The sequence below is a fragment of the Amycolatopsis sp. MEPSY49 genome (assembly GCF_051337345.1).
Classification (GTDB): domain Bacteria; phylum Actinomycetota; class Actinomycetes; order Mycobacteriales; family Pseudonocardiaceae; genus Amycolatopsis.
The window spans coordinates 19968-40629 of sequence record NZ_JBDLYJ010000013.1 but is presented as its reverse complement, the minus strand read 5'-3'; the positions used below and the strand labels follow the sequence as shown (position 1 = coordinate 40629).

17 protein-coding genes are annotated in these 20662 nt (G+C 72.3%); 5 read left to right on the top strand and 12 right to left on the bottom strand.

Going from position 1 to position 20662, the window contains the following annotated elements; translation table 11 throughout:
• Window positions 1–94: 94 nt before the first annotated feature.
• From ABFJ78_RS39825 to ABFJ78_RS39810, 4 genes are all read right to left on the bottom strand, one after another.
• A complete protein-coding gene (locus ABFJ78_RS39825; protein ID WP_436392640.1) occupies window positions 95–1000 on the bottom strand; it encodes an amino acid ABC transporter permease in 906 nt (301 codons plus the stop codon).
• The gene (locus ABFJ78_RS39820) at window positions 997–1683 is read right to left on the bottom strand and encodes an amino acid ABC transporter permease (protein ID WP_436392639.1); all 687 of its coding nucleotides are present in this window, start codon (window positions 1681–1683) and stop codon (window positions 997–999) included. The genes ABFJ78_RS39825 and ABFJ78_RS39820 overlap by 4 nt, the downstream gene beginning before the upstream one ends.
• Window positions 1684–1759: 76 nt before the next feature.
• Window positions 1760–2611: a glutamate ABC transporter substrate-binding protein gene (locus ABFJ78_RS39815; RefSeq protein ID WP_436392638.1), complete on the bottom strand. Its 852-nt coding sequence runs from the start codon at window positions 2609–2611 to the stop codon at window positions 1760–1762.
• Window positions 2612–2664: 53 nt separating this feature from the next.
• Window positions 2665–3393: an amino acid ABC transporter ATP-binding protein gene (locus tag ABFJ78_RS39810; protein ID WP_436392854.1), complete on the bottom strand. Its 729-nt coding sequence runs from the start codon at window positions 3391–3393 to the stop codon at window positions 2665–2667.
• A gap of 275 nt (window positions 3394–3668) precedes the next feature.
• On the opposite strand from ABFJ78_RS39810, the gene ABFJ78_RS39805 reads away from it, so the two are divergent.
• Window positions 3669–4343, top strand: a complete 675-nt coding sequence (locus ABFJ78_RS39805) for a response regulator transcription factor (protein WP_372668997.1) — start codon at window positions 3669–3671, stop codon at window positions 4341–4343.
• Window positions 4344–4345: 2 nt separating this feature from the next.
• Window positions 4346–5743: a HAMP domain-containing sensor histidine kinase gene (locus ABFJ78_RS39800; RefSeq protein WP_436392637.1), complete on the top strand. Its 1398-nt coding sequence runs from the start codon at window positions 4346–4348 to the stop codon at window positions 5741–5743.
• Here the strand turns inward: ABFJ78_RS39800 and ABFJ78_RS39795 are convergent.
• Window positions 5740–6666: a TAXI family TRAP transporter solute-binding subunit gene (locus ABFJ78_RS39795; RefSeq protein WP_436392635.1), complete on the bottom strand. Its 927-nt coding sequence runs from the start codon at window positions 6664–6666 to the stop codon at window positions 5740–5742. The two genes, ABFJ78_RS39800 and ABFJ78_RS39795, sit on opposite strands and share 4 nt — an antisense overlap.
• Before the next feature lie 83 nt (window positions 6667–6749).
• On the opposite strand from ABFJ78_RS39795, the gene ABFJ78_RS39790 reads away from it, so the two are divergent.
• Together ABFJ78_RS39790 and ABFJ78_RS39785 are read left to right on the top strand one after the other, a co-directional pair.
• A complete protein-coding gene (locus tag ABFJ78_RS39790; RefSeq protein WP_436392634.1) occupies window positions 6750–7955 on the top strand; it encodes an FAD-dependent oxidoreductase in 1206 nt (401 codons plus the stop codon).
• 301 nt (window positions 7956–8256) lie between these two features.
• Window positions 8257–9618 carry a beta-1,3-glucanase family protein gene (locus ABFJ78_RS39785; protein WP_436392633.1) on the top strand — a complete coding sequence of 454 codons (1362 nt, stop codon included), beginning with the start codon at window positions 8257–8259 and terminating at the stop codon, window positions 9616–9618.
• Between the two features lie 50 nt (window positions 9619–9668).
• Here the strand turns inward: ABFJ78_RS39785 and ABFJ78_RS39780 are convergent, their stop codons facing one another.
• Entirely contained in the window at window positions 9669–9902 is a 234-nt protein-coding gene (locus ABFJ78_RS39780) for a hypothetical protein (RefSeq protein WP_436392632.1), read from the bottom strand.
• 58 nt (window positions 9903–9960) lie between these two features.
• Complete coding sequence (locus ABFJ78_RS39775) at window positions 9961–10617, bottom strand: TetR/AcrR family transcriptional regulator (RefSeq protein ID WP_436392631.1); 657 nt, start codon at window positions 10615–10617, stop codon at window positions 9961–9963.
• A 62-nt stretch (window positions 10618–10679) separates the two neighbouring features.
• Here ABFJ78_RS39775 and ABFJ78_RS39770 point away from each other — a divergent pair, with 62 nt between their 5' ends.
• Entirely contained in the window at window positions 10680–11771 is a 1092-nt protein-coding gene (locus ABFJ78_RS39770) for an FAD-dependent oxidoreductase (protein WP_436392853.1), read from the top strand.
• Here ABFJ78_RS39770 and ABFJ78_RS39765 read toward each other — a convergent pair.
• From ABFJ78_RS39765 to ABFJ78_RS39745, 5 genes are all read right to left on the bottom strand, one after another.
• On the bottom strand, window positions 11749–12900 hold the full coding sequence (locus tag ABFJ78_RS39765) for an SMI1/KNR4 family protein (protein WP_436392630.1): 1152 nt from the start codon (window positions 12898–12900) through the stop codon (window positions 11749–11751). The two genes, ABFJ78_RS39770 and ABFJ78_RS39765, sit on opposite strands and share 23 nt — an antisense overlap.
• A 4-nt stretch (window positions 12901–12904) precedes the next feature.
• A complete protein-coding gene (locus ABFJ78_RS39760; protein WP_436392629.1) occupies window positions 12905–13378 on the bottom strand; it encodes a hypothetical protein in 474 nt (157 codons plus the stop codon).
• Window positions 13378–13806, bottom strand: a complete 429-nt coding sequence (locus ABFJ78_RS39755; protein ID WP_436392628.1) for a hypothetical protein — start codon at window positions 13804–13806, stop codon at window positions 13378–13380. Before ABFJ78_RS39755 ends, ABFJ78_RS39760 begins: the two co-directional genes overlap by 1 nt.
• A 27-nt stretch (window positions 13807–13833) precedes the next feature.
• Window positions 13834–20166 (bottom strand): phosphotransferase, encoded by a 6333-nt coding sequence (locus tag ABFJ78_RS39750; RefSeq protein ID WP_436392626.1) that lies wholly within the window; start codon window positions 20164–20166, stop codon window positions 13834–13836.
• Between the two features lie 215 nt (window positions 20167–20381).
• Window positions 20382–20654, bottom strand: a complete 273-nt coding sequence (locus tag ABFJ78_RS39745) for a hypothetical protein (protein ID WP_436392625.1) — start codon at window positions 20652–20654, stop codon at window positions 20382–20384.
• Window positions 20655–20662 lie beyond the last annotated feature (8 nt).

The following is a 20662-nucleotide window of genomic DNA, read 5'->3' as shown; positions in this document are numbered from 1 at the left end:
CGACGCTAGGGGAGACCCCCGGGTAGGACAACCCGGGTGAAGCAGAAGCGGGTGGGTGCGACCCGCGCACCCACCCGCTTCCGACGACCGGGGATCAGGCCGAGCTGTTGCCCGTGGCGAAGTCGGTCGCCGCCACCGCCGCCGGGGCGGCTTCCAGCGGCTTCGCGCCCCGCGGGGCCTTCTTGCGCCGCGACAGCTTGCGCTCCAGGTACGAGGCGAACCACGACAGGAGCAGGTTGAGCGTGATGAAGATGATCGCGATGACGATCAGCGTCGGGATCGTGTTGTTGAAGTTGCCCGTGATCGGCCCGGACCCGCGGATCAGTTCGTCGTAGCCGATGGTCAGCTGACCGGCGAGCGCGGTGTCCTTCAGGATGACCACCAGCTGGCTCACCAGGGCCGGCAGCATGAGCGTGATCGCCTGCGGGAGCAGGACGTTGACCATCGTCTGGGTCTTGCGCAGGCCCAGCGCCGACGCGGCCTCGGTCTGTCCCTTCGGGAGGGACAGGATGCCGGCGCGGAACACCTCCGCCAGCACCGAGCCGTTGTAGAGCACCAGGCCCGTGACGGCGGCGAACAGCGGGCGGGTGTCCGCCTCGATCGGGGTGTAGTACGCGTACAGCGCCGCCCCGAACACCATCAGCAGCAGCACCGGGATGGCCCGGAAGAACTCCACCACCGCGCCGACCGGGACCCGGACCCACTTGTGCTGGGACAGCCGCCCGATGCCCAGCAGGGCGCCGATCGGCAGCGCGATCACGATGGACAGCGCCGCCGCTTCGAGCGTCTTCAGCAGGCCGGGCAGCAGGAACTGCGTCCAGGTCGACCCCTCGATGAACGGCTTCCAGAGCGCGCCCGCCCACTGGCCCTTCTCGTCGAAGCCGGTGTAGACGAACCAGGCCACCAGCAGCAGCACCAGCAGGAACAGCACCGTGTAGAGCCAGTTGCGGGCCTTGGCCTTCGGGCCCGGGACGTCGTAGAGGACGGACTGCGCGCTCATCGCTTGACCTCGGCTTTCTTGGCGACCCAGCCGAGCAGCAGGCCGAGTGGCAGGACCAGCGCGACGAACACCAGGGCGAACAGGATGAAGACCAGGAACAGCGAGTCGGACTCGTTCTCCACCATCGTCGACATCAGCAGCGACGCCTCGGCGACGCCGATCACCGAGGCCACGGTGGTGTTCTTCAGCAGCGCGATCAGGACGTTCGCCAGCGGCGCGATCACCGAGCGGAACGCCTGGGGCAGCACGATCAGCCCCAGCACCTGCGTGAAGTTGAGCCCCAGGGCCCGCGCCGCCTCCGCCTGGCCGACCGGGACGGTGTTGATGCCCGAGCGCAGCGACTCGCACACGAACGTCGCCGTGTAGACGACGAAGCCCAGCACCGCCAGCCGGAACGCGTTGTCGGCCAGCGAGGTGGGCGAGTCCGCGGCGGCCAGGTTGATGCCCAGCGTGGACGACAGACCCAGCGACGTGAAGATGATGATCACGGTCAGCGGGGTGTTGCGGAAGATGTTCACGTACGCCGTCGCGAAGCCGCGCATGATCGGCACGGGGCTGACCCGCATCGCGACGAGGATCGTGCCCCAGACGAGCGCCCCGATCGCCGAGAAGAACGTCAGCTGGATCGTGGTCCAGAACGCCTCGACGAGGTTGTAGTCAGGGTTGTCGAGAAAATCGAACACGGTTGTCCAACCTGGCCTCGGTATGGGAACGGTGCGCCGCTTTCACGGCGCACCGTTCGTCTTCACAAACCGGATATCAGGGAGCGATCGCCGGCGCGGCCGGGATCTTGTAGCCCGACGGGCCGACGTTGGCCTGCAGCGACTTCTCCCAGGAGCCGTCCTGCTCCATCGCCTGGATGGCCTTGTTGATCGCGGCCTTGCCGTCCGCGTCGTCCTTCTTCAGGCCGACGCCGTAGTTCTCGTCCGTGAAGCCCTTGCCGACCAGCTTGAGCTTGCCGGGCTGCTGCGCGGCGTAGCCGGCGAGGATGACGTCGTCGGTGGTCATCGCGTCCACGGTGCCGTTGAGGAGCGCGGTCACGCAGTCGGTGTACTTGCCCACCTCCTGCAGCTGCACCTCCTTGGCGTACTTCGTCTTCACGTTCTGCGCCGGGGTCGAGCCCTTGACCGAGCAGAGCTTCTTGTTGCCGGTCAGCGACTCGGGCCCGGTGATGTCGGTGTTGTCCGCCCGCACGAGCAGGTCCTGGTGCGCGATGAAGTACGGGCCGCCGAAGGAGACGTCGTTCTTGCGCTTGTCGGTGATCGAGTAGGTGGCGACGATGAAGTCGACCTCACCCTTCTTGATCAGGTCCTCGCGCTGCGCCGACTGCGCTTCCTTCCAGGTGATCCCCGACTCTTCGACGCCGAGCTGCTTCGCGATGTACTTCGCGACGTCGACGTCGAAGCCGGCGTAGGTGCCGTCCGGCTTCTTCAGGCCGAGGCCCGGCTGGTCGAACTTGATGCCGATGACCAGCTTCTTGTTGTCCTTGGCCCGCTGGACCAGGTTCTTGTCGCCGCTCGCGCCGCTGCCGGACCCGCCGCCGCAGGCCGTCAGGGCCAGCCCGGCGGCCATCACGACCGCGCCGACCTGCAGAACTCGGTTCAACCGCATCGTCTCTGGTGTTCCTTCCGAATCTCGTCCGGCCGCACGGCCGGGGAAAGTGCTCAGTGGGTCAGGATCTTGCCGAGGAAGTCCTTCGCGCGCTCGCTCTTGGGCGCGGTGAAGAACTCTTCCGGCGTCGTGTCCTCGACGATCTCGCCGTCGGCCATGAAGATCACCCGATCGGCTGCCCGGCGGGCGAAGCCCATCTCGTGGGTGACGACCAGCATCGTCATGCCGTCCTTGGCCAGGCCCGTCATGACGTCGAGGACCTCCTGGACCATCTCCGGGTCCAGCGCCGAGGTCGGCTCGTCGAACAGCATGACCTTCGGCCGCATCGCCAGCGCCCGCGCGATGGCGACGCGCTGCTGCTGGCCGCCGGACAACTGCGCCGGGTACTTGTCGGCCTGGTTGGCGATGCCGACGCGCTCCAGCAGCTCCATCGCCGTCTTGCGCGCGTCGTCCTTCGAGGCCTTGCGGACCTTCGTCGGCGCCAGCATCACGTTCTCGAGGATGGTCTTGTGCGCGAACAGGTTGAACGACTGGAACACCATGCCGACGTCGGCGCGCAGGGCCGCGAGGGCCTTGCCTTCGGCCGGCAGGGGGACGCCGTCGACGGCGATCTCGCCCGAGTTGATCGGCTCGAGCCGGTTGATCGCCCGGCACAGGGTCGACTTGCCCGACCCCGACGGACCCAGCACCACGACGACCTGGCCGCGAGGCACCTCGAGCGTGATCTCCCTGAGCACGTGCAGGTCGCCGAAGTACTTGTTCACGGCGGACGCCTTGATCATCGGCGCCGCCACCTCCGCGGTCATCTGGCCTCCAGGGTCGTTCGAATGCGGCGTGGGTCACCACGCGATGGCGAGAACCTACCGTTGCTGCCCCGGCCCGCAAGGCCGCTTGAGCAATACTTAGGGTTTCAACTGCGTATCGATGTCCCTTTTGGGGCTATCGGCGTCAGCGTAACCCACAGTCACCGTCCGGGTGGGCCGTGCGCGGCGGGCGGGGACGTCCTAGAGTTCGGCGCTACCGGCCGGTGGAGCGGGTCACCATGGGAGGCGGACGGGTGCGGGTGCTGCTGGTGGAGGACGACGACCGGGTCGCGGGCGCGCTCATCCCGGCGCTGACCCGCCGCGGCCTGGCGATCGCGCGGCTGGCCACCGGCGCCGGCGTGCTCGAACGCGTGCACGAGGTCGACGTCGTCCTGCTCGACCTGGGGCTGCCGGACATCGACGGCGTCACCCTCTGCACCCAGATCCGCGCGGTCAGCGACGTCTCGATCATCGTCGTGTCGGCCCGCGGCGAGGTCGACGACCGGATCCGGGGCCTGCGCGCGGGCGCCGACGACTACCTGGTCAAGCCCTACGACGTCGAGGAGCTGCTCGCCCGGGTCGAGGCCGTGCGCCGCCGGCGTCCGGAGCACACCGTCACCGAGCCGGTGGTCATCGAGGTCGGGGACGTCAGCGTAGACCTCGCGCGGCACGAGGTGCTGGTCGACGGGCGCGCGATCGCGTTGTCCCGCAAGGAGTTCCAGGTGCTCGCGCTGGTCGCCGGCGCGCGCGGCGCGGTGTGCTCGCGCGAGCACGTGCTGACCGAGGTGTGGGGGCACCGGGGCGCCGCGGAGAGCCGGTCGCTCGACGTCCACGTCGCGACGCTGCGGACGAAGCTGGGCCGCCCGGCGCTGATCGAGACGGTCCGCGGGGTCGGCTACCGGCTCGGCGGCGCGGCCACCCGGAGCTGAGCGTGCGCGTCCGGCTGCAGGGCATCGTGCTGACGCTGGTCGCGCTGCTGGTGTTCGGCCTCGGCATCCCGCTGGCCATCTCGATCGCCGCGGGCGCCCAGCAGGACCTCTTCCTCGACCGGCTCACCGACACCGCCCGGTTCGCGTCGCTGGCGCAGCGGCCGCTGCTGGACAACAAGCCGTACCTGATCGAGCCCGACGTGCGCCGCTACACCGAGGTGTACGGCGTCCAGGTGGTGGTCGTCGACCAGGACGGCCGCCCGGTCGTCACGGCCCTCGGCCCGGCCGCGGCGCGGATCGACCTCAAGGACGAACGGATCAGCGACCCGGTCCACGAGGCGCTGGCCGGCCGCCGGTCGCAGCCCGCCGGCGTGCTGATGCCGTGGGACTCGACGCCGCTGGTGCTCGCCGAGCCGGTGCTCGCCGACGGCGAAGTGCGCGGCGCGGTGCTCACCGTGTCCACCACCGACTCCGAGCGCGCCGCCGTGCTGTGGTGGTGGCTGCTGCTCGCCGCGGGCGGCATCCTCGCCTTCGTGATGGCGCTGGCCGTGGCGATCCCGGTCGTGCGGTGGATCCTGAAGCCGGTCAAGCGGCTCGACGACGCGACCGGCGCGCTGGTCGCGTCCGTGGTCAGCGGGCGCGAGGCCGAACCGGTGGGTGAGGGCGGCGGGCCGCCGGAGCTGCGGCAGCTCGGGCGCTCCTTCGACCGGATGGCCGAGAGCGTGTCGAGCGCGCTGGCCGCGCAGCGCGCGTTCGTCGCCGACGCTTCGCACCAGCTGCGCAACCCGTTGACCGCGCTGAAGATCCGGCTCGGGAACCTCGACGGCCACGTCGTCGACGACCAGTCCGCCGCCGACCTGGAGGCCGCACGCGTCGACGCCGGGCGGCTGCACCAGATCCTCGACGGCCTGCTCTCGATGGCTCGCGCCGAGGCGTCCGGCGGCGAGCTGGACCCGGTGGTGCTGGACGAAGCCGTCGCCGAGCGCGTCGCCGACTGGTCGGTGGTCGGCGAGGCCCGGGACGTCCGGCTGGTCGTCGACGCGGCGGGCGACGGCGTGCGCGTGCGGATGCCGCCGCGCGGCGCCGAGACGATCCTGGACGCGCTGCTGGACAACGCGCTGAAGTTCACCGCGGCCGGCACCGAGATCCGGGTCGCGGTCGAACGCGACGGCGACCGGGTGCGCCTGTCGGTCCGCGACCACGGGCCCGGCCTGCCGCCGGAGGAGCTCGACCGCGCGCTGGACCGGTTCTGGCGCAGCCCGGCGCACCAGAACGTGCCGGGTTCGGGGCTGGGCCTGGCGATCGTCAGCGAGCTGACCGCGCACTCCGACGGCGAGCTGACGCTCGACCTGCCCGACGGCGGCGGCCTGCGGATCACGATGACGTTCCCGGCCGCCTAGATCTTCTTGTCCCGGTAGTACCGCAGCGCGCCGGGGTGCAGGGGGATCGGCTGGGTCTCGATGCCCGGGTGGACGTCGATCGACAGCGCCGCCGGGTTCGCCAGCGCCAGCTGCTGGCGCGCGTCGAACAGCCCGCGAACCAGCGCCTCGGCGACGTCGTCGTTCATCGACTTCGGGACGATCAGGAAGTTCGGCACCAGCAATGTGGTCACCGGGCCCGGCTGGTTGTACGTGCTCGCCGGGATCGACGCGGTGCCGTAGACCTGGTTGATCTCCTGCATCTTCGGCATCACGTCGGCGATGTCGAGCAGGCGCAGCGACTGCGTGCCGTTGTAGGCGGCCAGCGTGGGCGTCGGCAGGCCGCCGGACCAGAAGAAGGCGTCGATCTCGCCGTCGAGCAGGGCCTTGACGGAGTCGTCGAGCCCGCGGGAGCTGGTGGTGACCGACCCGGTCAGATCGGTCGCCTGCAGGAGCCGGCGGGCGATGTACTCCACGCCCGACGATTTCGCGCCGGTCGCGATCCGGCGGCCGCGCAGCTGCCCGACGGTCTTGATGTCGGAGTCGGCGCGCACGACGACGTGCAGGTAGTCGTCGTGGATGCGGGCGAGCGTGGTCAGCCGCGGATCGCTCTTGTAGCGGTCGGCGGCGACGTCGGCGGCGACGAACGCGACGTCGGCGGCCCCGGCGAGCACCTTGTCGATGTTGTCGGGCGAACCCTGGGTCTGCAGCACGGCGGGCCGCTCGATGTCCAGGCCCGCGGCCCACGCCGTGGCGAGGGTCTGGGCGAGCTTGTCGTAGACGCCGCCGGGGTTGCCCGCGGCGATCCGCAGCTTCAGGTCGCCGAACCCGGAGCTGCACGCCGAGAGCACCAGGACCAGGACGGCCGCCATCGCGAGCGCCTGCCTCCGCCGCGTCGTGGCCACGGCCCGATCGTGCCAGATCCGGCGGCCCGGCGGTTGGCGACGGGCGATCCGGGCACTCCCGGTGCGGACGAAGGGAGAGCGGCATGGACGTCGTCGTCGTGGGTGGCGGGCTGGCGGGGCTGAGCGCGGCGCGGCGGCTGCGGCGGGCCGGCGCCGAGGTCACGGTGCTGGAGGCGGGCGACGACGTCGGCGGCCGGGTGCGCACCGACGTCGTCGGCGGGTTCCGGTTCGACCGCGGGTTCCAGGTGCTGCTGCCCGCGTACCCGGCGCTGCGGCGGCTGACCGACGTCGCCGCGCTGCGGCCGCGGCCGTTCACGCGCGGCGCGATCGCGATGACCGGTTCCGGGCGCCGGTGGCTCGCCGGGCCGTGGCACGGCCTGCCCGCGGTGCGCGGGGCCGCGGCGTTCGCGGTGAGCCGGCCCGCCGACAGCGCGCGGATGGCGGTGCTGGCGGCCAAGGACGTGCTGAACGCCGATCGCGCGGACAACGGGCGCAGCACCGCCGAGGAGCTGCGGCGCTGGGGGCTGACCCGGGCCACGGTCGAGGAGGTGCTGCGGCCGTTCCTGGCCGGGGTCTTCCTCGACCCGGCCCTGGCGACGTCGAGCCGCATGTTCCACCTGATCTGGCGCAGCTTCCTGCGCGGCGGGGGCGCGTTGCCCGCCGAAGGGATGCAGGCGCTGCCGCGGCAGCTGGCAACGGGGCTGACGGTCCGCACGGGGGTCGAGGTCGACGCGGTCACCGAGGACGGCGTCCGCACGCGGGACGGCGAAGACATCCGGGCGCGGGCGGTGGTGGTGGCGACCGACGGCGACGTGGCCGCGCGGCTGCTGCCGGAGGTGGCGGCGCCGGGCTGGCACGCGGTCACGACGTTCTACTACCGCGCGGACACCTCTCCGCTGCGCTCGCCGACCCTGCTGGTCGACGGCCTCGACGAGCTGCTGCTGAACACGGCGGTGCTCAGCGAGGTCTCCCCGGCGTACGCCCCGGCCGGCTCGGCGCTGATCGCCGCGTCGGTGCCCGACCGCGCGGACCCTGACCTGGAGCCGCGGGTCCGGGAGCGGCTGGCCCGGATCTACGACACGGACACCCGCGGGTGGGACCTGCTCGAGACGTACGCGATCCCGAAGGCGTTGCCGGTGTTCGGTCCCGGTGCGCCACTGCGGCGCGCGGTCCGGATCGGCCCGGGCCGGTACGTGTGCGGAGACCACCGGGACACGCCGTCGGTCCAGGGCGCGCTGGTGTCCGGCCAGCGGGCGGCCGCCGCGGTGCTGGCCGACCTCGTGGCCTGACGGCGTCGTGCGTCGCGGGGCAACGAGGCGGGCGTTCGAAGGCATGGCCGACTCCCGGGGATGAGGCCCCTGGGCGGGTGGCGGCGCCACGCAGAGGTTCGAGGTGGAACCGGTTCCGAGGATCGCTCCGGGGCGCGGAACTGTCAAGGGTTGACAGGCCGGGTGCGGTGGTATGAACCTTTTCACCGATCGTCCCCCGCCGGCCCTCGAGGGCATCCGCCCGGCGCTCAGGGGACGAGCCGGAGCGCGCCGTCCCCTGACCGGCGGCGGCTCCGCCCGCTTCCCCGGCCAGGGAGGAACCATGCCCTCGAACGTCCTGCCGCGGCGCCGTCGCCGCGGCCCCGGTACCCGCTTGGCGACCCTCGCGGCGGCCCTCGCGGTCGCCGTCCTCGGGCTCGCCGCCCCCTCGGCGTCCGCGGCGGACCCCTTGATCTCCCAAGGCAAAGCCGCCACGGCGTCGTCGGTGGAGAACGCCGGCACCCCCGCGAGCGCCGCGGTGGACGGCAACACCGCCACCCGCTGGTCGTCGCAGTTCAACGATCCACAGTGGATCCAGGTCGACCTCGGCGGCGCGGCGACCGTCAGCCAGGTCGTGCTCCGCTGGGAAGCCGCCTACGCGACCGCGTACCAGATCCAGCTGTCCGCCAACGGTTCCGCGTGGTCCACTGTGTACCAGACGACCACCGGCACCGGCGGCACGCAGACGCTGAACGTGACCGGCTCCGGCCGGTACGTCCGGCTCGCCACGACCGCGCGGGCCACCCCGTACGGCGTCTCGCTGTGGGAGTTCCAGGTGTTCGGCACCGGCGGCGGGACGACGCAGCCCGGCGCGGGCACCCCGCCGGACTCGTTCTGGGGTGACACGGCGAGCATCCCGGCCGCGCGCAACGTGCTCACCGTGAAGGTGCTCAACCGCACCAACGGCAAGTACCCGGACAGCCAGGTGTACTGGAACTTCGGCGGCCAGACGCACTCGATCGCCGAACAGCCCTACATCGACATGCCGGCCAACTCGGCCGGGCGGATGTACTTCTACCTGGGCACGCCGAACAGCCAGTACGCCGACTTCATCGAGTTCACCGTCGGGCCGGACGTCTTCAACGGCAACACCACCCGGGTCGACGCGTTCGCGCTGAAGCTGGCCATGCGGCTGCACGCCCACGACGGCTACGACGTCCAGGTGGGCGAGGACTACCAGACCTTCCAGGAGGACCGGTCGGCCACCTTCGCCAAGTTCCAGTCCGAGGTGCCGACGGAGTTCAAGGGCCTGGCGACGGTGAACGCGCCGTACCGGATCCCGGCCCCGGGCAGCGCGCCGGACTTCCGCGCCGGCGGCAAGTACGCGAACTACTTCACCGCCTACGCGCAGTCGGTCGGCGTCAACGAGCCGACGTCGAACATCACCGGCTGCGCCGGTTCGCTGGCCGGGAACCCCGACATGTGCGCGGCACTGAACCGGCACACGGCGCACCTGCCGCAGTCGCAGTGGCAGGACCCGGCGCGGTACTACCAGGCGGCCCCGGCGAACTACTACGCGAAGTTCTGGCACGACCACGCGATCAACCACCTCGCGTACGGCTTCCCGTACGACGACGTGGCGGCCCAGTCGTCGTTCGTCTCCCACGGCGACCCGCAGTGGCTGGTGGTCGCCGTCGGCTGGTGACCCGTACCCCGGTGCGGCGGCTTACGAGCTGCCGCACCGGGGCCGGTTCGTCAGTCCGACCAGCCGACGAGCCCCGCCCACCGGAAGTTCGAGTAACCGCACCCGATCCAGGTGACGAGGTACCCTTCGGCCTGCTTCTGCTGGGCGAGGGCGCTCCCGGCGGCCTCGCACTCCGCCTGGGTCGAGCCGGTGACGGTCTGCTGGTAGTACTTCGTCGCCGCTTCCGCGGGAGCGGCGAGGAGGGCACTGAGGACAACCACCGCGGTGGCCAGCTTCTTCACCATGCGGGCAGTGAAGCACGCGACGGAAAGCCCGAGGTGGGCAATTTTCCCGGCGCGCCGCTCAGCGCAGGGTGGCGATCCCGGCCAGGAAGATGTCGACGCCGGCGAGGAACTGCTCGCGGTCGTCGTGCTCGCGCAGCTGCGTGGAAACCCGGTGCACGAACGGGTATTTCTCCGGGTCGAGCTCGGCCCACTGCGCGGAGACCTTGGCCAGGAAAGCCGTCCGGTCCGCTTCGCCGTAGGCGAGGACCCGGGCGTTCGCGGCGTTCTGCCCGGCGACGCCGAGGACGTAGTTGACGAGCGCGCCCGCGGCGTCGAACAGTGCTCTTTCGGGGACACCGAGCGCGTCGAGCAGCCGGCCGGTGCTCTCGTAGATCTCCAGGAGCGCGGGGCGCCACGGCTCGCGGGAGAGCTGGGCGCCGACCCACGGGTGGGCGTCGATCGCGTCGAACAGGCCCAGGGCCACGGTGCGCAGGGCATCGCGGGCGTCCCCGTCGGTGACCACGCCGGTCAGGACCTCCGCGATGACGTCGTCGGTGGCCGCCGCGAGCAGGTCGCTCTTGTTCGCCACGTGGTGGTAGATCGCGCCGTAGCCGGTGCTCAGCCGCGTCGTCAGCGCGCGGAAGGTCAGCGCGGCCTCGCCGCCGTCGTCGAGGAGCCCGGCCGCGGCCTTGACGATCACCTCGCGGGACAGCCCGTCCGTGCGTCGTTTCGCCATGGGCTCATCATGCCATGGTTGGATCGCCGATCCAAAGCCGTGGTAGCGTCATTGGAGTGACGATCCAACGAACCACCACGATCATCGGAGCCGGACTCGGCGGCCTGGTGCTGGCCCGCGTCCTGCACGTCCACGGCATCCCGGCGACGGTCTACGAAGCGGAAGCCTCACCTGCGGCCCGCCGGCAGGGCGGAATGCTCGACATCCACCCGTGGAACGGCCAGCCGGCCCTCGATGCGGCCGGCCTGACGGACGGATTCCGCGAGCTCGTCCTGGCGGGCCGCGAGTCCTACCGCGTCCTCGACCGGACGGGGACGGTCCTGCTCGACCGGCCCGACGACGGCACCGGCGAGCGTCCCGAGGTCCAGCGCGGCGAGCTGCGGCAACTGCTGCTCGACTCGCTGCCGCCCGGGACCGTCCACTGGGGACGGAAGGCCACCGGCGTCCGGGCCCTCGGCGAAGGCCGCCACGAGGTGAGCTTCGCGGACGGCACCACCGTCGTCTCGAGCTTGCTCGTCGGCGCGGACGGCGCCTGGTCGCGCGTCCGTCCGCTGGTATCGGACGCGATTCCCTCCTACGTCGGCGTTTCCGTCGTCGAGACGTTCCTGTTCGACGCGGACACCCGCCATCCCGCCGCCGCGAAGGCCGTCGGCGCGGGATCGATGTTCGCGCCGGCGCCGGGCAAGGCAATCCTGGTGCACCGGGAAAGCGGCGGGACCCTGCACACGTATGCGCAGCTGCGGAAACCGGAGGACTGGGCCGGCGACGTCGCCGGGGAGTTCGACGGCTGGGCCCCGGAGCTGACGGCGTTGCTGACCGACAGCGACGTGCCGCCGGTGCTGCGCCGCCTGTTCACCCTGCCGGCCGGGCACCGCTGGGACCGCGTACCCGGGGTGACGCTGATCGGCGACGCGGCCCACCTGATGCCGCCGAACGGCGAAGGCGCCAACTTGGCCATGCTGGACGGCGCCGAACTCGCGCAGGCGATCGCCGCGCACCCGGAGGACGCGGAGAAGGCGCTGGCGGAGTACGAGAAAGCGATGTTCCCCCGCGCGGCGGCCGAAGCGGGGGAGGAGGACATCTACGACGTCATGCTCGGCGCGGACGCACCGCACAGCATGGTGGCCATGTTCACGGGAGCCGAGGCGTCGTGAGCAGTTCGCGGCCGCGCTCCGGGGTGATCGCGGCGGCCAGGACGGGGTCGGCGAGCAGGGCGACCGGGGCGATGTGGTCCGGTGTGCGCGGCCGCCAGTGCGGCAGCGCGGCCCGGACCGCGGTCCACAGCGCGTCGGGATCGTCCGGGTGCGCGGCCCGCGCGTCGCGCACCGGCCGGTCGAACTCCTCGTTGCCGTAGGTGAAGCCTTCCCCTGGCCTCGAGAACCGGGGTTCGTTTTCGGCGACCAGGGCCATGATCACCGGCCGCTCGCCGATCATCGCGCCCCGCAGCACGGACATCCGGCCCTGCCGCGCGCCGCGGAGGTGGTCGTCGAAGAGGTACGGCAGCAGTTCCTCGGTGAAGAGCGGGTCGGCGAGGAACCCCGCCGGCAGGAAGGACGGGTGCAGCAGCCGGCCGAGCAGGCTGCCGGCTTCGTACCAGCGGCGCGACAACAGCAGGAGCTGCGCGCGCAGCACGGTCGCCCGCTCACGGCCGAAATCTTCGGCTCGCTCGAGCACTTCGCCGGCGGCATCCACGTCACCGGCGAGCGCGGCGACCCGGGCTCGTTCGACCTCCGCGTCCCACGCGTCGCGCGTCTCGCCGGCCGGCTTGCGCATCTGGTGGAACTCGGCGTAGAGGTCCTCCATCAACGCGGTGAAGGAGGGGAACCGGGTGGGCGGTTCGGCGCGCCAGGAGAACAGGCTGTAGGCGGCCCACTCGCCGGAGCCGTCCACGTCGCCGGGGTCGAGGAACAGGATGCCCGCGTCGGTTTCCTCGGAGAGCAGCAAGCCGCGGGTGAAGTGGTTGCCGTCGGGTCCCTGCTCGTCGAGGTCTTCCCACTCTTCCCAGAACGGCTCGAGGTCGCGCAGCCAGCCGACCGTCGTGGTGTCGCGCATCCGGTAGACGAACCCGCCGGCGTCGCGCCATCCGTTGGTGCAGAGCAGGAACTGCCGGTACGACGGCGGCAACCGCACACCCAGCCGCGTCTCGGCCGCGATGACCTCGTCCTCGGTCGCGGCCGCGAAGCCGAGCCACCGGTCCCGCGTCACGGCGGGGTCGAGTTCACCGGGCTCCGCCGTGGTGATCCATTCCGCACTCCACTTGCGCAGCCACGGTTCCCAGTCCATGGACCTACCCGACCGTCAGCACGCGGTAGGGCTTGGGGAAGAACGCCCAGTGGTCGTCGCACCAGGCCAGGCCGTCGTAGGAAAGGCCGGCGGACTGACCGGGGGAGAGGTACCGCCAGGCGGCCCACACCCGCGTCGGCACCAAGAGGTCAGCCACCGACCGGTAGCCACCGGGGAAGGGCCGCGACATGGGGTTGTCATCGGCGAGCGCACCGGCCGGCGCGAGGTGGACGCGGAGGTTCGGACGGCCCGTCGGCCGGCGGAAGCCGATCCCGGTGGTCCAGTTTCGTTCGTAGTGCTGCCGGGCCGGTTCCACGGTGTCGCGCACGAAGACTTTGGCGTAGTCGGCGTCCCGCGGCCGCAGCTCCCGTAGCGCGGCGCCGGTCCGGTCCGCCGCGATCGCCCGGAGGATCGGTTCGAGCTGCACCTGGAGCGCGACCATCGAGGCTTCCGCCCGCAGCCGCGGGCTCGAGGTCATCACCGTTCTTCGTCGGCGCCGACTCCGCCGAGCCAATCGTCGAGTCCGCGGCTTGCCTTGCGTTCGGCGGCGTAGTCCTCGGGAGTGGGCCGGTACCACCGCAACCCGGTGCGGATGGTGAGCAGGTCGACCACGTAGGCGCTGATGTCGATCCGGTCGTATTCGACGTCGTCGCTGCCGTCCGGCGCGTACAGGAAACCTTCCTCGGCGACCTCGCCGACGAGTTTGACCACATTCTTGCCGCCGGCACCGGAAACGCCGATCGCGGAGATCTTGACCCCGAAGACGTACGCGATCTGTGCGGGCCGCCGTTGGAATTCGCCTCGGACGAAGGTGCAGCCCAGCGCTTGCCCGACGTGCGCGGCGACCTGCTCCGGCGCCTCGTCGGTATCCGCTCGGGCGCTGAAACGGATCTTCTGTCGTTTCATCCGGACTCTTTCGACATCGGGGTGACCTTACCAGGGCTGCTCCGCGCGGAGCGCGATCGTGGAATCCTCGATTCCCTTGACGTGCGGGAATTTCTCCTTGAGCGCTGCGCCTATCCGCTTCCCGAGCCGGACGAGGTCTTCCGGTTCTCCGCCATCGGGCATGATCTTCGTGCCCTCGGTGTCCAGCAGATCCGGGTGCTCGGCGGCGACCGCGGCGAAGGTCTCCCGGTCGACCACCACGTAGAGGTCGACGTCGAAATCGTACGGGTCGAAGCGGGTCCGTCCCTTGTGCGGACCGCGCAAGCCGGATTTCATGCTGCCGATGTACCCGATCTCCTGGCCGTGGTAGGTGAAACCGGCGACGACGTCGTCGATCTTGGCCCGGGCCTCCCGGAACGAAGCCTCCCAGGCCTCCGTGCCCTTCAGATCCACGGTCCTCGCCACGGTGCCTTCGGCCAGCGCCGGGTCTCCGGTCGTCGCCGCGAATTCCGCCAGGCGGTCCATGAGCTCACGAGCCTCCGCCGCCAGACCCCGGACTTCCTCTCCGGCCGCGCGTCTCCTCTCGGGAGAGAGCGTGAACTCGTCCCGCTGGTGCGGGAAGAGGTCGTCCCACAGCGCCTTGAACTTCTCGGCTTGTTCCGACTGCAGAGCGCGGATCTTGCCGCCGTACTCGGTTTCGAAGCGGGCACGCACGGCGGGGTCGGCGGTGCGGAGCATGTAGGCGCGGAAGTTGTCGATCGCGGTCCAGGTGCGGCGGTAGTCGGGAGTTCCGGGCAGCTGGCCGGCGAAGCGCTCGGCGAGCCGGTTCGCCGTGCTGGAGTCGAGGCCCAGGGCGTCCTGCAGGGCGGCGGTGGCGGCGCCGACGTCGGGCGCCCGGCGGGGATCGGGCCGTTCCTCCAGGCGGGTCATGGCCCGGGCCAGCCGGTGCGCCGCCGCGCGGGCGTCGAACATGGCCTGCACCGGCGCGGGCACGACCGGTCCGCCGCCGCGCGCGTAAGCGTCGGCGAAGTCCTGGCGAAGCAGGCCGATGTCCTGCGGGGTGAGCCCGAACTCGCGGCCGAAGTGGCCGATGCGCTGGGTGAACAGTGAGACGTCCCGGGCCGGCGAACCGATGGGGTCGCCGGCGGCGTTCATCGACTGGTGCAGGGTCGGGGCGTCGATCATCGACACGCCGGCGTCGGCGTCCCAGAGGAAGTTGCCCAGGTGGGCGTCGCCGTGGACCAGGGCGGCCGGGCCGGGGTCGGCCGCGGCCCGCGCCAACGTCGTCTCCAGCGCGGCCTGGATCCCGTCGATGTCGACGCCGAGCTCTTCGAGGAGCGGGCGGCGGGCCGCCAGCTCCGCGAGGTGCTCGCGGATCGCGGCGGCGTGCGGGGCGAGGTAGGCCGGGGACGCCTGCCGGTCGCCGCCGCGGTGCAGTTCGGCCATACCCTCGGCGACGCCGGTGACCGCCCGGCGCAGGTCGTCCATCGCCCGGTCGCGGTCCCAGGCCAGGGGTACCCGGCGGAGCAGGGCGTCCACCGACACACCCGGGGCGGCCGCGGTGAACAGCGCGCCGCGGCGGGTGCCTTCCGGGCCGGGCACCGAGGCGACGGCGAGGACGTCCGGCACGCCGAACGCGGTCAGCTCGGCCTGGCCGAGCCGGTCCGCGGCCGACAGCTCCTGGGCGAACTCGGCGCCGTCCGGCACGATCTTGACGTAGCCGGCCGGCTCGCCGTCCACCGTCACCCGGTACACCGGGCGCGTCGTCCGGGCCCGGCCGTCGTGGCCGCCGACCGGCTCCAGCACGACGTCGCCGTCGACCACCGTCGCGACCAGCGCGCGGATCGAGGCCGGCGAATCGTCCGGCAGGCTGGGCAGTTTCCGGAGCAGGTTCGCCACCGCACCCGGGGCGACGTCGCCGGTGTCCGTCCGCGTCGACCTCGCCGCCCGGCGGGCCACCTCGACCGATTCCGCCGGCCCGCGGAACCGGGCGGGTTTCTCCAGCGGCCCGGCCGCGCTTTCCTGGACCGCCGACTCCAGGCCGGCCTTGCCCATCTCCTGGAGGATGTCGCCGGCGTCGCCGGGGAGCTTGCCTGTTGCCGCGCCGATGCCCAGCTCCACGCCCTTGCCCGTCGCGCCGCCGAGGAACGACGACGTGCCGCGCAACGCCGTGCGGGCCGCCAGTGAGCCGCTGAGCGCGTCGCCGAGAGTCGTGGCGCGGCCGGCCGGCAGGGACTCGAACGCCTGGGACGTCACCGTGCTCGCCATGCCCGCGAGCGCGCCGGTCAGCGTGGCCTCCAGCAGTGCCGCGAAGCCCGGTCCGAAGCCCTTGCGCCACGTGGCTTCGTCCAACAGCGCGCCGCCGAAGCCGCCCAGGCCGCCGGTCGCTCCGCCGATGACCAGCAGGTCGCCCAGCGTGCTGCCGGTGATGCCGCCCATCGTCGGGGCCAGGCCCTCGGCCGATCGCAGCGTCGTCATCCCGGCGGCCAGGCTCTGGGCGCCGCCGCGCGCCACGATCGACAGGTGCTGGCCGATGCCGGCGGTGAGCGCCTGCACCGCCGTCATGCCGAGGTCGACAGCGGCCTGCTCCCAGCCGTACCGGCCACCGCTGACCGCGCTGTGCACGGCCATCGAGCCGAGGCCGGTCAGCCCGGCGATGGCGGCGATCAGCAGCGGGCTGGCCGCGCCGCCGGTGGCCACCGTGGCCACGGCGGCGGCGATCGCGCCGACCACCATGACCGCGGTGGTCAGGACCGACGCGTAGCGGTCGATCGCGGCGGCGTAGTTCTCGGCCGCCAGCTTGCTCACCCGCACGGCGGACGCGAACTCCCGCGGATCCGCGCCGGTGTACTTGCCGTCCTCGTCGAACAGGCCGCCGCCCGCGGCGATCGGGCGGCCCGCCGCGTCGGTCCAGACGGGGTTGCCCTTGTCGTCGACCCGCACGGTCGCGCCGCCCAGCGAGGTGGTCAGCCGGGACTGCGCCAACGCCAGGTCCCGGTCCGCCATGCTGTCGCCGGCCAGCCACGAGCCGAGCCACCCTGTCTCGTCCCGCTGCTGCTGCATGGTGAACGCGGCGACCTCGGCGCGCTCCCGGTCGTTGCGCGGCACGCCGAGCAGCGCCCGTTCCATCCGCAGCCGCTCGTCGCCGGAAAGCTCGGTGAACCAGCCCTGGCCGCCGAAGGTGCCGAGGTCGTCGTCGAGCGCGGTACCGGTAAGGCTCCGGTACTCGACGCGCATCGCGGCGATCTCGTCGCGGTCCATCCGCTCGACGAAGCGGAACATCAGCTCTTCGTCGGTGCCGGCGCCCTTCGAGGCGTACTTGAGGGCGAGCGCGGCCGTCTTCGGGGTCGGGTAGTCCTCGTGGGCGAGGCGGACGGCGAGCTCAGCGGCGTCCTTGTCGTCGCCGTACGCGGTTTTGAGCTGTCCTTCCAGGTAGTTCCTCGCGGACGCGGGCGTCCCGGCCTGGGCGGCGCCGCCGTAGTCGGCGGCGTACTTCCGAAAGACCTGGTTGCGCTCGTCCAGCGCGGCTTTCCGGTCCTGTTCCGGCACTTTCGCGCCCGGCTTGAGCCGCGGGTCGACGAGCGCGGCGTCCAGCTTGAGCAGGTTCGGCCCGCCGGGCCGCTGCGTCTCGACGCCGAGCCGGGCCGCGCGCGCCGCCACGGTGTTCTCGCCGCCCCGGATGAGCGCGACGGCGAGGTCCCGGTTCGCGCCGGTGACCTCCCGCGTCTCGACCGTCGAGCCGCCCTCGGCGTCGGTCACGGTCACCTGGATCGGCGCGAGCGCGTACTTCTCGACCGCGGCGGCGGCCTGCTGCGGCGCGACCTTGCCCGTGCCGGCGATGATGCCCGCGAGCTCCTGCTGCACCGCCACCCGGCGCTCGTCCGCGGTGGCCTGGGCGCGGCCGCGCTCGGCCGGGGCCTTGCCGTACTCGATGAGGGTGTCGTGCAGCGCGTCGAGGTCGCCGGCGCGGCGCGCGTCGTCGATCCGGTCCTTCATCCGGAACGCGTCCGCGAGGTTCTGGTTGCCCGCCGCGAGCGCGTCGAACACCTTCAGGTCGGTGCCGCCGAGGCTGTCGCGCACCTCGGCGAGCGCGTCCGCGCCTTCCTTGCTGCCCTTGAGCTTCTCGAGCTCTTCGGGCTTGAGGTTGCGCATCAGCTCCTCGATGCGCGCTTCGTCGTCGTTGTACCAGTGGGTGGACGCCCGCAGCTCGGCCGCGGCGCCCGCGGCCTGGTCACCCCGCAGGTAGGCCCGCGCGGATTCGAGTTCGTCGCCGCTGAGCTCGTCGGTCAGCGCCGCGTCGAGCGAGCCGTGCGCGGATTCGTACAGCCAGCGCAGCGCGCGGGCCTGCGTGGGTGTCAGGCCGCGCAGGGACTTCGACACCTTCGCCTCGTCGGTGCCCCAGCCATCGAACGCGTCCACCAGGGCGAACTCGCGCTTCTCCAGGTCCGACGCCACCCCGGCGGCGGCCGCTTCGATGTCACCGGCCAGCTTCACGGCCGGGTGCAGGTACGGCGTGAAGATCTCGCCGACGTACTTGTCCCGCCCGGCGTCCGTCGTCGTCTTCCACTCGGTGAACGGCGCGGTCATCGCCGCCTTCGTCTTGCGGACCGCCGCGCCGAACACCTGCTTGAGCGGCATGGCCCAGGCGTCCGCGACCTGCCGGATGCCGCGCGCCGTGGCCGCGAAGGACGCGTCGTGCCCGCCCACGAATCCGGCGATCCCTTGTGCGGCCGCCCTTCCCGTTCCGCGCAGCGCGGCCACCGACTCCGCGCGCGCCCGCCCGGAGGCCGTCGTCGCGGTCCGCTCGACCTCGTTCACCACCGCGCCGGTCGACGCGTCGGCCCGGGTCACCAGGCGCTGCTGCGCGACGCCGAGCTGGTCCACCTTCGGCCCCGTGTCGCCGACGGCCTTTTCCGTCGTCCGGCGCAGGCTTTCCGCGCCGTTCTCCGCCGCCGGCTTCAGCCCGTCGCGCACCGACGTGATCACCTGGCCGAACGCGGCCAGTCCGGTCGTCGCGGCCGTCCCGAGCCCGGTCAGCTCCGCGGCGGCCTGGGCGTGCGAGCCGTGCAGCAGCGCGTTGGCGTCGTTGACCAGGCGGTCCCGGGCCGCCTGGTGCCGCACGGCGATCGACTCGCGGGCCTCGCCGGCCATCCGGCGCAGCGCTTCGTGGCCGCTCCTCGCCTGCTTGCCGAGCGCGCCGTAGGCGGTGCTGGTGGCCTTCCGCACCGCGGCGCGGCCCTTCGTGTCGATCTCGGCCTTACGCGCTCTCAGCGCGGTGGCCAGCTCACTCGCGTCGAACTGGTCGCGCACCGTCTTGATCTGGCCGCGGTAGGCGTCCGACTGCGTCTTCGACGCGTCTCCGAGCGCCTTCACGGCCGCGTCGGCCAGACCGGGGACGGCCGCGCGCCGGGCCTCGTTTTCCGCTTCCGCCAACGGCGTCGCCCCGCCGGGGAAGAGCGTGGCCGCGGCGGCGCCGTAGGCCTGGACGGCCGCGATCGCCTGCCCGGCCGCCGTGGTGATCGCCACCGCGCTCTGCTCCAGCAGGTCGGTGTAGCCCGCCGCCAGGTCGTTGACGATCGTGGTGATCTGCTCGCCCGCGGTGTCGGCGTTGGCCCGCACCCGGCGCAACGCGCTCGCGGAGGCGGAGGCCACCTGCCGGCGGCCCCGTCGCACGGCGAGGCCGAGCCCGGCGGTGCCCTCCTCGTACGCGGTGTCGACGGTGCTCAGCGCGTCCAGGCGCAGGTCGTCCAGCTCGTGCTCGGCCGCGGCGACCCGGGAGCGGGCCCGGCCGTCCACCCGCTCATGGCGGTCCACCGCGGCCCGGCCGAGCCGTTCCAGCAGCGACCGCTGGGCCTCGTGGGCGCGCCGAGCGCGGTCGACGAGCCGAGCGAACGCGCGCGAAGCCGAGGCCAGCGCGTCCCGGTCACCGGCGCCGGGAGCGCGGACCGGCGGCAGCGCGGCCGGGGCGTCGAACCGGCGTGCGAACGACGGCAGCGCCAGCCGCAACGGCCCGGCCAGGCGCACGCCGTCGACCGGACGGCCGGCCACCCCCGCTGAGGGGGCTGCGGCGGCCTTAGCTCGGTCGTCGGTGGTTTTCGGGTCCTTCTTCGCGGGCGCCGGCTTGGCCGGCCGCTGCGGTGCGCGGCCGGTGGGCCCCGCCTTGGCCGCGGCCGCGACGGCCTGGTTGCCGACGACGTTCTGCCCGGCGAGCAACCGCCCGGACCACCCGGGCCGCGTCCCGCTCATCTCGGCGGTGACGGCGGCGTTGCCGGCCACCGGCTTCGAGGCGACGGGCCCCGGTGCCGCCGCGCGCGGACCCGCCGCCGCGGAGACGACCGGAGTCGCCGGCCGCGGCGAGCGGACCTTGAGGGGCACAGCCATAGGGGCAGCAGGATGGCACCCGGCACGTCGCGGCAGCGCCCTCGCGGCGTCACGGGCCCGTCACCGGTGCCCGGCCGGCCCGCCCACGGCACGGCGGCTTCACCTGGTCAGGCCGGGGTTACCTGAGGTGGTGCCGGCTCGAGGCGGATCTTGTCGGCCCGGCTATTCCTGCAAGCGCCCTTCCGTGACCTGACTGGCCAAGGAAGAACCTCCCTTCAGAGTCCCCGCAGGGCGGCCGAGCGCAGTTCTTCGAACTCTCGCTGGATGGGTGTGGGCAATGCACCGAGAAAAACCGGTCGGTAGGACCGGGCATTGGTGATCGCCTTGTGCTTCCCAGCACTCTGCGCGGCCGTTGCCGTCTGGCCGATCTCGGCGCAGAGAGAGCGCCGGCCCTCCGGAGTTCCCATGACCGCGCCCCGCAGATAGGACCGGGCCAAGCTGTCGAGCAGGGACTCCAGGTTCGCCTGTTCCGTCGATTTACCGAACATTTCGCACT